This is a genomic window from Massilia sp. IC2-477, from assembly GCF_020707265.1.
Lineage (GTDB): Bacteria > Pseudomonadota > Gammaproteobacteria > Burkholderiales > Burkholderiaceae_D > Telluria.
Map to the genome: position 1 here is coordinate 213,744 of NZ_JAJFEQ010000005.1, position 12,914 is coordinate 226,657.

The 12,914-nt window shown below is 65.1% G+C and carries 17 protein-coding genes; 4 read left to right on the plus strand and 13 right to left on the minus strand.

Annotation, left to right across the window (positions count from 1 at the left end):
- Position 1: 1 nt before the first annotated feature.
- The 4 genes from LK542_RS12225 to LK542_RS12240 form a co-directional block, all read right to left on the minus strand.
- Complete coding sequence (locus LK542_RS12225) at positions 2-559, minus strand: glycine zipper domain-containing protein (protein WP_227800755.1); 558 nt, start codon at positions 557-559, stop codon at positions 2-4.
- Positions 560-656: 97 nt separating this feature from the next.
- Positions 657-1,541: a zinc-dependent peptidase gene (locus tag LK542_RS12230; RefSeq protein ID WP_227812121.1), complete on the minus strand. Its 885-nt coding sequence runs from the start codon at positions 1,539-1,541 to the stop codon at positions 657-659.
- 1 nt (position 1,542) lies between these two features.
- A complete protein-coding gene (locus tag LK542_RS12235) occupies positions 1,543-2,310 on the minus strand; it encodes a glutathione peroxidase (RefSeq protein WP_227812122.1) in 768 nt (255 codons plus the stop codon).
- Positions 2,311-2,516: 206 nt separating this feature from the next.
- Positions 2,517-3,131: a winged helix-turn-helix domain-containing protein gene (locus LK542_RS12240; RefSeq protein ID WP_227800752.1), complete on the minus strand. Its 615-nt coding sequence runs from the start codon at positions 3,129-3,131 to the stop codon at positions 2,517-2,519.
- Between the two features lie 404 nt (positions 3,132-3,535).
- On the opposite strand from LK542_RS12240, the gene LK542_RS12245 reads away from it, so the two are divergent.
- Together LK542_RS12245 and LK542_RS12250 are read left to right on the plus strand one after the other, a co-directional pair.
- Entirely contained in the window at positions 3,536-4,573 is a 1,038-nt protein-coding gene (locus LK542_RS12245; protein WP_227812123.1) for an OmpA family protein, read from the plus strand.
- Positions 4,574-4,677: 104 nt separating this feature from the next.
- The gene (locus LK542_RS12250) at positions 4,678-5,628 is read left to right on the plus strand and encodes a YihY/virulence factor BrkB family protein (RefSeq protein WP_227812124.1); all 951 of its coding nucleotides are present in this window, start codon (positions 4,678-4,680) and stop codon (positions 5,626-5,628) included.
- 184 nt (positions 5,629-5,812) lie between these two features.
- Here LK542_RS12250 and LK542_RS12255 read toward each other — a convergent pair whose 3' ends face one another.
- From LK542_RS12255 to LK542_RS12265, 3 genes are all read right to left on the minus strand, one after another.
- Positions 5,813-7,072 carry an AI-2E family transporter gene (locus LK542_RS12255; RefSeq protein WP_227800749.1) on the minus strand — a complete coding sequence of 420 codons (1,260 nt, stop codon included), beginning with the start codon at positions 7,070-7,072 and terminating at the stop codon, positions 5,813-5,815.
- Positions 7,073-7,117: 45 nt separating this feature from the next.
- Entirely contained in the window at positions 7,118-7,432 is a 315-nt protein-coding gene (locus LK542_RS12260) for a BON domain-containing protein (RefSeq protein ID WP_227800748.1), read from the minus strand.
- Between the two features lie 90 nt (positions 7,433-7,522).
- Positions 7,523-8,071 (minus strand): hypothetical protein, encoded by a 549-nt coding sequence (locus tag LK542_RS12265; RefSeq protein ID WP_227800747.1) that lies wholly within the window; start codon positions 8,069-8,071, stop codon positions 7,523-7,525.
- Between the two features lie 216 nt (positions 8,072-8,287).
- Between LK542_RS12265 and LK542_RS12270 the strand changes: the two genes are divergently transcribed.
- Together LK542_RS12270 and LK542_RS12275 are read left to right on the plus strand one after the other, a co-directional pair.
- Positions 8,288-8,746, plus strand: coding sequence for a glycine zipper 2TM domain-containing protein (locus LK542_RS12270; RefSeq protein WP_227800746.1), 459 nt, complete (start codon positions 8,288-8,290; stop codon positions 8,744-8,746).
- A gap of 157 nt (positions 8,747-8,903) precedes the next feature.
- Positions 8,904-9,266: a hypothetical protein gene (locus LK542_RS12275; protein ID WP_227812125.1), complete on the plus strand. Its 363-nt coding sequence runs from the start codon at positions 8,904-8,906 to the stop codon at positions 9,264-9,266.
- Between the two features lie 391 nt (positions 9,267-9,657).
- Here LK542_RS12275 and LK542_RS12280 read toward each other — a convergent pair whose 3' ends face one another.
- The 6 genes from LK542_RS12280 to LK542_RS12305 form a co-directional block, all read right to left on the minus strand.
- Positions 9,658-10,044: a hypothetical protein gene (locus LK542_RS12280; protein WP_227812126.1), complete on the minus strand. Its 387-nt coding sequence runs from the start codon at positions 10,042-10,044 to the stop codon at positions 9,658-9,660.
- 24 nt (positions 10,045-10,068) lie between these two features.
- Complete coding sequence (locus LK542_RS12285) at positions 10,069-10,455, minus strand: phage holin family protein (protein ID WP_227800743.1); 387 nt, start codon at positions 10,453-10,455, stop codon at positions 10,069-10,071.
- Between the two features lie 18 nt (positions 10,456-10,473).
- Positions 10,474-10,827: a YqjD family protein gene (locus LK542_RS12290; protein ID WP_267877544.1), complete on the minus strand. Its 354-nt coding sequence runs from the start codon at positions 10,825-10,827 to the stop codon at positions 10,474-10,476.
- 43 nt (positions 10,828-10,870) lie between these two features.
- Positions 10,871-11,404, minus strand: a complete 534-nt coding sequence (locus tag LK542_RS12295; RefSeq protein WP_227812256.1) for a bacterioferritin — start codon at positions 11,402-11,404, stop codon at positions 10,871-10,873.
- A gap of 28 nt (positions 11,405-11,432) precedes the next feature.
- A complete protein-coding gene (locus LK542_RS12300; protein WP_227800742.1) occupies positions 11,433-12,353 on the minus strand; it encodes an OmpA family protein in 921 nt (306 codons plus the stop codon).
- A gap of 84 nt (positions 12,354-12,437) precedes the next feature.
- Positions 12,438-12,857: a DUF4398 domain-containing protein gene (locus LK542_RS12305; protein WP_374040136.1), complete on the minus strand. Its 420-nt coding sequence runs from the start codon at positions 12,855-12,857 to the stop codon at positions 12,438-12,440.
- Between the last annotated feature and the right edge of the window lie 57 nt (positions 12,858-12,914).

Genomic DNA, 12,914 nt, shown 5'->3' on the forward strand with positions numbered 1-12,914 from the left:
ATCAGTTGATCAGCTCGGGGCGGCTGGCAGGATCAAAGTCGGCCCAATCGCCATCGACGATATTGCCTTCGGCGCGTTCGATATGGTGGGCGCCCAGCTGGCGCAGTACGTCGACCGCCCGGTCGGCCATGCCGGCGTCATCGAAAGCGACGGCCACCAGCATCCCCGCTTCGCGCGGCGGCACGCGGTTCTCGCTGCTGCCTGCTTCCGACTCGCCCCGTTCCTTCATCTTGGAAAAGCTGAACAGCGAGCCGACGTGGCCGCCCACCAGGCCGCCGACGACCGGACCCAGCGGCCCGGTGACCGGTGAGGTGGCGGCGCCGATGGCCGCGCCCACCGCGCCGCCGGTGGCCACACCCTGCACCACGCCCTGCGGCGTTTCCTTGGCGCCGGGCGACTGCAGATGGTCGCCGCCGATCGGGGTCTGGTCGTGCTGGCCGGGCTGGGTCAGGTAGAAGCCGCTGATCCGACCCTCATCGAAGCCCGCGTCGAGCAGCGCGCGGCGCGCGCGGTCGACTTCATCCTGAAGCTGGAAACGCCCTGCAATGATTGTGGACATAGGATCTCTCCTGGGTTGTTGTTTGCTCAACTATGCCCGCCACCCGTGTATTGCTCTGTACGGAGGCGCACGCAGCCTGCCGCAGGCCCAGGGCGGCTCAACGCCATTGTCCGTAGACCACCTGGCCCCCGAAGGGCTCGTCGAACACCGGCTGGGGTTCGGCCATCCAGTTGCGCGGGTCGACTCGGAAATACTTCAGGAATTCCTCGTACAGGTCGGGGTGGCGCGCGGCCAGCTCCCAGGGCTGCTCGAAGAAGCTCTCAGTGGCCACCGCAAAGAACTCGGCCGGGCTGCTGGCGCCGTAGTGGTCGAGCACGCCCCGCTGTCCCCACATCGCGTCACGCCGCAGCTCGGCAAAGTTGCGCGACAGGACTTCGGACCAGCTGCGGTAGCGCGCCGTGCTCCCCAGGTAGGGGGCGCCATTGGTGCTGCCCGATTCGCTATCGAGCTGGTGGGCGAACTCGTGCAGCACGACGTTGTGAGAGCTGTCCTCCATCCCGGCCCGGCGCACGTGGTCCCAGGACAGGATCACGCGGCCGTCGCCCCAGGATTCGCCCAGCAAGTCCTGGCGCTGCTCGGTGACGACGCCGGCGACGTCCACTTCGCGGCGCGGCACCAGGAAGGCGCCGGGATAGACCAGCACCGCGTGCAGCGAGGGGTAGACGAGCGCCGGGACCTCGTCGCCGGCCCGTCCCAGTACCAGCATGCAGGCCTGGCCTGCGATGGTCACGCGCATCTCGTCGGTGATCTCGAGACCGGCGCAGCCGACAAAGGATTTTTCGTGCAGGAACTGCTGGACCAGGCGCTGCAGGCGCTGCCGCTCGCCCGGCTCCATGCCGGCGTACTGGGCCAGGTTGCGTTCGAGGATGGCGACCAGATCCGGGGCAAGCGGACGTGCCAGGGCCCGGCGCAGGCGCCACTTGGGCAGCAGCCAGGCCGCCAGCAATCCGGCCGCCAGCAGGCCGGCAACAAACCCTTCCATATCAGGCTTCCCGGATCGAGGCGACCCAGGCCTGCACCTCGTCGGCGCCGCCGATCAGCCTGCCGCCGATGAATACCTGCGGCCAGGTGAGGCGCCCCGTCACGCCGCGCAGGACGCTGGTCGTGATTTTCTGGTCTTCCGAAATGTCCGTGAAGACGATGTCATTCTCGCGCAAAGCGGCCTTGGCGCGCGCACAATGCGGGCAACCGGGACGCGAGAACATGACGACAGGCTCGGGAATCTTCGCGTTCGGGTTGATATGGCTCAGCATCGTATCGGCGTCGGAAACCTCGAACGGGTCGCCTTCGCGATCAGGCTCGATGAAGATTTTGTCGATCACGCCGTCCTTGACCAGCATCGAGTAGCGCCAGGAACGCTTGCCGAAGCCGAGCTCGCGCTTGTCGACCAGCATCCCCATGCCTTCGGTGAAGTCGCCGTTCCCGTCCGGGACAACCGTGATGTTGGCGGCATCCTGCCCCGCCTGCCACTGGTTCATGACAAAGGCGTCGTTCACCGAAATGCACAGGATGTCGTCGACGCCGTTCTGGCGCAGCACCGGCGCCAGCTCGTTGTAGCGCGGCAGGTGGGTCGAGGAGCAGGTCGGGGTGAAGGCGCCCGGCAGCGAGAACACGACCACGGTCTTGCCCTTGAACAGCTCGTCCGTGCTGAGGTCCCGCCACTGGTCGTCCACGCGGGCCTTGAAGGTCACCTGGGGGACCGGCCTGCCCTGCAGGGCCTCGGCGGTTGGTAATGTGGCGCTGGTTGGCATCGGTCTTCCTTTCCTGTAGTGGCGGCAGCCTCGGCCGCATTGGGAGGGAGGTAGGGACTATTGACCGTATTTCAACGCGTCCATGACAAATAATTGTTCAGCTGAAAAAAAACAAAGCCGCGCACGGGGCGCGGCTGAAATGACGACAGCGATCGTCTGGACCGGCCGGGCCGCGGGTCTCTACCGCGGCTGGCCGGGACGCACCTTCAGGCGCGTTCCTTGGCGGTCTGGCTCGGGGCCGGGCCGAACAGTGCGGCGACCAGCGGATCGCGGGTGACCGGGCTGCGGTTCACGCGAATCGCATAATGGGTATCGTCCGCCAGGATGTGGAAATGGCGGCCGCTGCCGGCCATGTTCTGCTCGCGCAGGCCCGGACGCTCCTTGCGCGGGGCGGCGCCTTCGCGCTTCGGCTGGCAGATCGCGGCCAGGAAGGCCTTGACGCGGTCCTGGTCCGGGCAGATCTGGTACACGGCCTTGCCCAGGTAGGTGGCGGTGCCTTCGATGTAGCGTGCCAGTTCGATGACGCCGGCTTCGCGCAGGTCACGGATGTACTTGCGTGCGCCCGACGGCGAAAATTTCAGGAACCATGCGATTTCGTCGGCCAGCATTTCGTGGGTCGACAGTTCGTTGATCAGCTTTTGCATGTTTTCGATCCGGCGCTGGGTGGCCGACGTCGAACGGACGCGTTCGATCGGCGCCAGCGAAATCGGCGCGCGTTCGGTCGGTTGCGGGGGAACGCGTTCGATCAGCGCAGAGTTGCTGGAAGTGTGCACCGCGCCGATGTCGCCTTGCACCGCGTTGTGATGGGTCGTTGCATGCATATTGGTGAGCTCCGTTATAGAGTGAGACTGTGTGGTCCGGGTCGCTGTGTGCCGTTTGACACCCTGACAACACCTCGGGTTCCGCTTAACTAGCCTCAAGATTGCCTGCGTCAGACACCCCGGTCTGTGCGCCATCCAACATTCAAGTACGTTCCTGCAAGCATTTTTGACAATCGCGCTTGCCGAACGCGTCAATACATGCGCAATGCAATCTGCATAATGAACCAGGATGGGGCGCACGCTTGAGTCCTGTGGTAAATCTGCCACTGTTGTAAAATTGCACAGGACATCCTCGCTGGGTGCGGTACCGCACCGAGAGCATGGAACTTGCACTGTTATTCTTTATCCAACATCTGTGTCAAGGCATGCGATGTCAACAACCCTTCACCTTATGGGAGTAACCTGTGAATAATACGAAGAAGATCGCCCTGGCCGCCGCCATCCTGTGCGCGGCTGGCACCACCATGGCCCAAGAAACGACGCCAATCAATCCATCGTGGTATATCCAGCCGAGCGTCATTCATGCCAAGCCGGACGGCCGTTTTGGCACGAGCGACCGTGACTGGGGCGGCGGCCTGAAGTTCGGCAAGGCCGTGTCGCCGATGTGGGACATCCAGTTTGGTGGCAGCCAGGTCCGTTTCGAAGACGGCCCTGCCCGTTACCGCCAGACCCTGCTGGGCGCTGATGCCCTGCTGATGTTCTCGCGCGATCGCTTCCGTCCGTTCGTGCTGCTGGGCCTGGGCGTCGAACGCGACAAGGTGCAGAACCCGCTGCGCAACGTCGGCAAGAATTCGCCGTACGCCACCGCCGGCCTGGGCTTCCAGGCATCGCTGACCGACCAGTGGTCGCTGCAGGCCGACCTGCGCGCCGTGCGTGGCTTCCTGCGTGACCACGAGCAGTTCGGCTTCCGCCGCAGCAACAACAAATACCTGACCATCGGCCTGAACTACGCGTTCAACCCGCCGCCGGCACCGGTCGTGGCCGCCCCGGCCCCGGCTCCGGTTGCTGAACCGGCACCGGCGCCAGCTCCGGCACCGGCTCCGGTCGCTCCGCCGCCGCGCTTCGAGAAAGTCACCCTGGAAGCGACCAAGCTGTTCGAGTTCGACAAGGCCGACATCATCATGCCGTCGCCGAAGCTGGACGAAATCGCCGCCGCACTGCAGGCTGATCCGAGCGTCACCGACGTCGACATCACCGGCTACACCGACCGCCTGGGTTCGGAAAAGTACAACCTGAAGCTGTCGGAGCGCCGCGCCAACGCCGTGCGCGACTACCTGGTCAGCAAGGGCATCGACAGCAACCGCCTGAAAGCCTACGGCAAAGGCGAAGCCAACCCGCTGGTCCAGTGCAACCAGAAGCAGCGCAAGGCCCTGATCGACTGCCTGGAACCGAACCGCCGCGTCGAGGTCGAGCAGATCACCGTCGAAAAGCGCGTTCAGTAATCGCCTGCCGGCATGCCGGACCGTTTCCGTCCCCGGGATGGAAACGGCCGGGTATGCAGGTGTGCAAGGGGGCTTCGGCCCCTTTTTTATTTGGAGGATAGGACATGGCTGTCAACAAATGGGTTCCCTATTCGCGCGAGCTGCTCAAGGTGATGCGCTGCGCGGTAATGGAATGGCTGGACCACCGCGCCTCCAGCAAGGGGGCGGCGCTCGCCTTCTACACCCTGTTCTCGCTGGCGCCGGTACTGGTGCTGGTGATCGCCGTCGCGGGCTTTTTCTACGGCGCGGAAGCGGCCCAGGGCCAGCTGCTGACCCAGCTGCGCGGCCTGGTCGGGGTGCAGGGTGCGGAAACGATCCAGGCCATCCTGGCCGGCGCGCGCAACAAGGAAGACGGTTTGTTCGCCACCATCGTCGCCTTCATCCTGCTGCTGGTCGGCGCCACCAGCGTATTCGCCGAGCTGAAGGACAGCCTGGACGAGATCTGGGACGTGCCGCCGCCCAAGGACGCCGGCTTCTGGAACCTGGTGCGCACCCGCCTGCTCTCCTTCGGCCTGATCCTGGTGCTAGGTTTCCTGTTGATGGTCTCCCTGGTCGTCAGCGCGGCGTTGGCCGTGGTGGAAGAATATATCGGCGGGATGTGGAAGGAAGCAGCCGTGATCATGGGCTGGGTCGCCTGGGCCGTCAGCTTCCTGGTGATTGCCACCCTGTTCGGCGTGATCTACAAGCTGCTGCCACGCATCAAGCTGTCCTGGCACGACGTGACCATCGGCGCGCTCGGCACGGCGGCAATGTTCACGCTCGGTAAATTCGGCATCGGCCTCTACATCGGTAACAGCGGCGCGGCCGACAGTTTCGGCGCGGCCGGTTCGCTGATCGCGCTGCTGCTATGGGTGTATTACTCGGCACAGATCTTCTTCCTCGGCGCCGAATTCGCGCGCCAGTATGCCCTGAAGCTGGGCAGCCTGAAGCACAAGCCGGCCGAGGAAACCGGAGACAAGAAGAAAGAGGTTCCGCCGGAACCGACGGCCACTTGGAAGAACGGCCGCGCGGTATAAGCTACGCGGGACATGGTAGCGTGCTCGGCTTCGCCGAGCACGCGTTCAACACATGGTGAGATGAGACGCATCGTCCATTTCCACGCTGCTTGGACGCGCGGTCGGCATAGCGTAATCTAGTCCACTGGACCGTAATCTAGTCCACTGGACCGTAATCTAGTCCACTGGACTAGATTACCCCCTACTATTCACCCAGCAGCTCCGCAACGACTTCCATCCCCTCCACCCGCTCGGCCACCACCTTCAGCACCATCACCACCGGCACCCCGAGCAGCAGTCCCCACATGCCCCATAGCCAGCCCCAGAACAGCAGGCTGACGAACACGGCCGCCGGGTTCATCCGGGCGATCCTGCCGGTCATCCAGGTGGCGACCACCATGCCGACCAGGGTGGCGATGCCGAGCGAGGAACCGGCGACCAGGATCACCATGCGCAGCGATTCGTACTGGAAGAAGGCCACGGCGCCGGTCGCGATCGTGATCAGGAGCGGCCCGAAGTAAGGCACGATGTGGGCCACGCCGGCAAAGGCGGCCCAGGCGCCGGCGTTCTCCAGGCCGATTGCGCGCAGCGCGGCCCAGGTCAGGAGCGCCAGCAGGACGTTGGTCACGAGCAGCATGAACATGTAGCTTTGGATCGCATTGTTCATGTCGTCCAGGATGTGCACGGTGACCTTCTTGCGGGTCAGCGAGGGGCCGGTCAGCTTGACCAGCTTGCGCTTGAAGGTGTCGCCCGAGAGCAGCAGGAAGAACACCAGGAACACCACCATCGTGGCCTGCGACAGGAAGGTCGCCAGGCTGACCGATCCGGCCAGCACCCAGTCCATCACGCGGATGCTCGAGCCGCCCGTGCCGGGCACCGGCGGCACCGACTGGGTGCGCTTCTGGATCGCGCGGCGCTGGTCGCCGCCGGTCGCGCTGGAGGCGGCGCGCTCGATCTCGGCGGCCGCGGCCTGTACCTGCTGGATGGTCGAGCGCTGGCCGGTGTTGTTGGTGAGGATGCGGGTGACCTTGTGGGTCAGAGTCGGCAGTTCGTCGATGATATTGAAGAATTCGTCCTGCAGCCGGTACAGGGTGCCGCCCAGGGCGCCCATGATCAGGGCCGTGACCAGGGTCGCGCCGATGACGCGCTTGACGTGCCAGCGTTCGAGCCAGCGCACGACCGGGTTGAGGGTATAGGCGATGAAGATGCCGAGCAGGAGCGGCACGAAGAATTTCTGCGCCCACTGGAGGGCGAACACGCAGGCAATGGTGGCAAGGATGCCGAGCGAGAGCCCGCGCGCATTGACATGGATCGGCAGCCGCAGGCCGCCCACGTGCATCGTGAGCTCGTCGCCTGCAGGGCCGGGCTCGGCGCCTGACTGGGTCGGCGCCGCCGGGGCGGCATTGTCGGATGGCGTCACAGGTGCAGCAGCAGGCTGGACTGGTTCAGGTGGTGCGAGCTGCATGGATCGTGCCTTGACAATGGAGCCGGGCCGCCCCGGCGCATGGGATTACTTGACGCGGATGTCGTTCTTCACCGAGGTTACACCTTTCACGCCGCGGGCGATTTCCACGGCGCGCTGTGCGTCACCCGGCTGGGCCACGAAGCCCGACAGCTGGACGTCGCCCTTGAAGGTTTCGACGTTGATTTCGGTGGCCTTCACGGTCGGGTCGGCAGCGAAGGCAGCCTTGACCTTGGTGGTGATCACAGCGTCATCGACATATTCGCCGGCGCTCGACTGGGTCGGCGACGATGCGCAGCCGACGGTGGTGATGGCGACAGCAGCGGCGAAGGTGGCGGTGATGAGGCGTTGTGCGATTTTCATGGTTAGCTCCTTTAAAAAACTGCGGATGGTCAAACTACAAACGAAGCCCAATGCGGGCGAGTGGGCGGTACCGGCGCGCCGGCCCGCAATTCATTTACCGAACGCGGTCTTGGCAGCATTGACGCACTGGTCCTTGACGGCGCCGGCATAGGCGTCGCATTTTTCGATGGCGACGCGGTATTCGGCAGCAAGCTTGTCCTGGCGCGCATCCTGGCGCGCCTCGATGGTCTTGCGGTCGGCCTTGGCATCGGCCTGGGCCGCGATCAGGGTGGCCTTGGCCTGTTCCAGGCAGACGTCGCGGTCGTTCCCGGTAACCGCGGCGCAGCGCACCTTGTCGCGGTCATAGTTGGCCGAAGCGATGCGCATGCGGGCCTGGGTATAGGCCGACAGGGTGTTCTTGTAGGCCGCCTCGGCTTCTTCCTCGACCCGCACGCGGGCTGCGCGGGCTTCGGCCATGCACAGGTCGTGTGGGTTGCCGGCGATCTGGTCGCAGCGCGCCCTGGCCGCCTTGAAGTTCGCTTCGGCCGTGGCCTTTGCCCCTTCATAGACCGCTTTGGCGTCCGGCACGGCCTGGGCTCGCGCCGAACCTGCCCAGGCGAGCGCGGCGCCGACGAGCAGGAAAGCATGGGATGTTTTCATTTTTTATTCTCCATTTGTCAACACGCTAATGACGTTTTACACGTCGAACGGTCGCGTTTCTGTTCGGTGCCGAACACAGCAACGTTCCCGCAACAGCTCATCCATATTTCGCTCAAATAGGTCGGCCGAAACGCCGGGCAAGGACGGTTAGGCAACGCACAGACCCTCTGCACGACAGTGACTAAGCTGAACCTACACTTTTGTCAGGAGAACAACATGAAAGCAACCCGTACCCTTGCTGCTGCTGTGCTGGCAACCACCGCCCTCCTCACCGGCTGCGCCAGCACTTCGTCGCAGCCGTATAACAACGGCTACAACACCGGCTACAACAACGTTTCGATGGGCTACGGCACCATTGAATCGATCCAGGTGACCCAGGGCGCCAACCGCACCAGCGGCGCCGGCGCGATCCTGGGCGGCGTGGTCGGCGCCCTGGCCGGCAACCAGGTCGGCAGCGGCAGCGGCCGTACCGCGGCTACCGTGGCAGGCGGCGTCGCAGGCGCAGCGATCGGCAACAACGTCGAGCGCAACCGCCAGGCTGGCGGCGCCGAGCTGTACCAGATCAACGTGCGCATGGATAACGGCGAATACCGCACCGTGACCCAGGACAGCGTCTACGACCTGCGCGTGGGCAACCGCGTCCGCATCGTCGACGGCCGCGTCTACCGCTACTGATCCGGCAGGCCGGGACCGGCTGCGCGCCGCCCCGGCCAACTGAATGCGGGCCCCGCCCGCCCCGGTGACCGAGCGTCACCGCGCTGGCCTTGCGCCGGCATGTTCACCGCCGCAGGCTCGCACCGCGGCCCTGCACCACCACTCGCTGGAGGACAGCATGCGACACTCATCCATCGTGCTGCGCGGCGCCCTCGCCTGCCTGCTCGGCACCTTCTCCCTGGCCCACGCCCAGACCACCAACACCGACGCCGTCGTCGATCCCACGGCCGCCAGACAGCAGGCGCGCGAGATCGCCCAGGGCGACCCGGCGCGCTGGTACCGCGAGGACGCCACCCGCCAGGCCCAGCTGCGCACCCTGCACAAGGAAATCGGCGCCGCCCTGCAGGAAGCCAAGAACGCCTGCAAGAAAGTGCCTGCGGCCGAGCGCAACGCCTGCCTGCAGGAAGCGCGCGCTACCTACCAGCGCGACATGGCACAGGCCAAGACGCAGGTGGATGGGCTGGCGCAGACGACACCCTGAACTGCCAGTCCAGACATCCGTTGATCGTAGCGTCTTCGCAGGGTGGGCGGCTTGACCGCCCACGCGGTCGGTTGCCGAACTTTCGCCGCGCGGCGCGCGCAGGTCCCGCTTCACGCATCCTTACGTTCAAGTTTCGCGAAGGCATCCACGCCGGCTGACCGCGTGAGCGGAAGACTCACCCACGCTCCAACCATTCCTTGGTGACCATTGTCGAGATCACGCTTCGCGCCCACGTAGGCGTCCGTTGACCGCGTGGGCGGCCAAGCCGCCCACCCTACGACAGCGAAACGACTACTCATCCGTTACTGCAAAAAAAAACGGCGTGCAATCAATGATTGCGACGCCGCTCAAGCCCCACCATATTGGGTCGAATTGTTCTGCTCTCGCCGTGTCAGTTCAGACCGTTCTGCTGCACACGGCGCTTGTTCATGTACCAGCCTGCCACGCCCAGCAGGATGGCGGCGGCGCCGGCCGGCTTGCCGAGATTGCGCTGGCGAATGAAATTAAACAGCGCCAGTCCGTAAGGCATCAGCACAGAGACGCTGGTGCCGGTCGGTTTCAGCAAGGCATCGGCGCGCGCGCGCAGGGCCCAGGTGGCGTGGTCGATCACACCGTGCAGCATGACCTCGGGGCGCGCCCCGTGGCGGATCTGCGCCCTCGCATGCGCCACGCCGCTGCGGAAGAATTCGCCTTCGCGCAGCAGTTCCTGCTTGCGTGCCACCGGATCCAGGCTGTGCTTGTGGCCGGCCAATCCGGTCGTTCCGTCATGATTGTGCATGTTTCCCCTCCTTCGTGTCGCCGCTTAGAGCAGCATGTCGCGGTCGTTCTTCAGTTCCTTCATGGTCGCCGGGAAGGAGAGCTTGTTCTGCTTGAGCAGGGCCAGGCCCTTCGCCACCAGGACGCCGGTGATGATCAGGAACACGACGAACAGGATCAGCAGGATCTTCCAGCCCATCTCGTCCCAGGCCAGCGCGACGATGGTCGCGGTGCCGTAGGCGATGGCGAACCAGATGGCCAGGATGGCCGCACCGAACAGGGCGACGAGCTCGATCAGGTGGTTGCGCACCTCGGATAGTTCGAGCGCGGCCAGTTCCACGCGCGACACGACCAGGCCGAACAGGCTCTTCATCAGGCTGGAGATCCCGCCCATGAGGCCGGGGGTATGCACGACGGTATCGTCTTTTTGCATGTCAGTCCCCGGCGGCGCTTATTGCTTACGGCTCAGGAGGACGCCGAGCAGCAGGCCCAGGCCGGCTGCGACCGCCAGCGTACGGTAGGGGTTGTCCTTGACGTAGATATCGGCCTCGTGCGCCAGTTCACGGCCCTTTTCCATCGCCTGGCCTTGGTACTGGCTGGCGCGGCCCAGCGCGCGGTCGAGCAGCTCCATGCCGCGGCTGCGCAGCTCGTCGGCCTTGTCGCCCGTCAGCGCAGTGGCGGCGCTCAGCATCGACTGGGCGTCGCGCACCAGGGCCTTCATGTCCGACGATGCGTCCGATGCATTGCTGTCGAACTGGTAGCCGTGGGCCTGGGATTTGAAGTTGCTGCGGGTGGTGTCTAGCATGGTCTACTCCGGTAGTGTTGTGGTTGTTGAATGTTCGCTGGATTCAGGCCAGCAGGTCGCGCATATCGTCGGCGTGCTCTTCTTCGACGGCCATGATGTCGACCAGCAGTGCGCGGGTGGTCGGGTCCTTGTCGCCGATCGCTTCGATCATCTGGCGGTAGGACTCGATCGCCACGCGCTCGGCGATCAGGTCGGCGCGCACCATGGCTTGCACGTCGTCGGAATCGTCGTACTCGGCATGGCTGCGCGCGGTGAGCGTGGCCGGGTTGAAGTTGGGTGATCCGTTGAGCTGGACGATGCGCTCGGCGATGCGGTCGGCGTGGTCCTGCTCCTGCTGCGCGTGCTCGAGGAATTCGGCCTTGATGTGGCCGGTGTTGGGACCGCTTACCGTGTAGTAGTGACGCTTGTAGCGCAGTACGCACAGCAGCTCGGTGGCAAGCGCATCGTTAAGCATCGCGATGACCGCTTCGCGGTCGGCCCGGTAGCCCTCGGTGACGGCGCCGTCATCGAGGTTGGCCGCCGCGCGGCGGATCGCCGCGACGTCGAAGCCATGCGCCAGCTTGCTTGTTTCTTCCATCATGCTTCCTCAGATCAAAAAAGCCGGCTCAGCGCCCCGCCGTGCGCGGCGGAATCTGCGCGTTCTCGTTCGACAGCACGATCTCGACACGGCGGTTGAGCTGGCGGTTGGACGCCGTATCGTTCGGTGCAACCGGGAAGGCTTCGCCATAGGCCTTCATGGCAACGCGATCGCGCGCCACGCCCATCGAAGACAGTGCCGATGCCACGGCTTCGGCACGGCGCTGCGACAGTTCCTGGTTGTAAGACGAGCTGCCGGTACTATCCGTAAACCCTTCGACCAGCACGGTACGGTTTGGGTTCTGCGACATCACGTCGGCCAGTTTGCGCAAGGTCGACATGCCGTTCGGTGTCAGGGTCGCCTGGTTGGTGGCGAACAGCACGTCGCCGATGGTCACGATGTAGCCGCGCTCGGTCTTGACGGCCTGCAGCTCGACCAGCAGCGCTTCCAGCACGGCGGCGCGCTGGGCCAGCGCGGCATTCTGTTGCTGGGCAGCAGCCGCTTGCTGCTGGGCAGCCTGGGCCTGCATCTGGGCCTGGGCGGCCTGCGCCTGGGCCGCTTCGGCCTCGCGCTTGGCGCGGTCGGCCTCCGCGGTGCGGGCGGCCAGGCGGACCTGGTCGCGCTCGCGCGATGCGTTCGCGATGTCGGCTTCCGCCGCTTTCGCCTTCGCCACTTCGACCGCGGTGGCGACACGTTGCTTGGCCACATAGGCCAGGCGGTCGACGTCGGCCACCGCCTCGCGGCGGGCGGCGGCGGCATTGGCCTGGTCGAGCGCATCGCTGGCCTGCTTGAATTCCAGCGGCGCGTATTGCGACACCTGCGGGTTGTTGTTGGCGGCAACGAAATCGGCGCGCGCCTCGTCCAGCGTCGGGGTCGTCATTGGGGTGGTGGCGCAGGCCGTGGCCAGCACGGCGGCGGCCAGCAGCGACATCATCGAACGGTTTTTCATCTTGCAGTCCTTTTTTCCTGGGCGCCGCCAGCCTTGGCTGCGGCGGTCAATGAAGGGAACTTCTTCTTGGTGCGTTGGCAGTGCTTACTGCGTCGAGGTCGTCGACGACGAGTTGAGGCGATCGACTTCCTGGCGCAGCACGCGCAGGTCTTCGTCGAGCGCATTCGCGGCCGAGGTGGCCTTGGCCGAATTGGCCTTGCTCTGCGCCAGCTTGGCGTCGGCCTGGGCCTGGATCGCCAGTTCGCGCGCCAATTTATAGTCCTTGGCGGCCAGCGCCTGGTTGGCGCGTACCATCTTGTCGCGCGCGGCAGTGATCTCGGCCGGGGCCAGCTCGGCGGCGCCGGCGGAAACGGCGTTCTCGACAGCGTTGCGCGACACCGCCACGTCGGCAGTGGCAGGCGCCTTCTGCGGGCTGGCGCAGCCGGTCAATACCAGCACGCCGGCGGTGCCGGCGGCCAGGGCGGCCGATTTCAGCAGGCGGGTCATTGGATGTTGTTGGTCCATCGCTTCTTCTCCTGTTGATGAGGAAATGTCCTTGGTAACGTTATAAACCTGTTATCT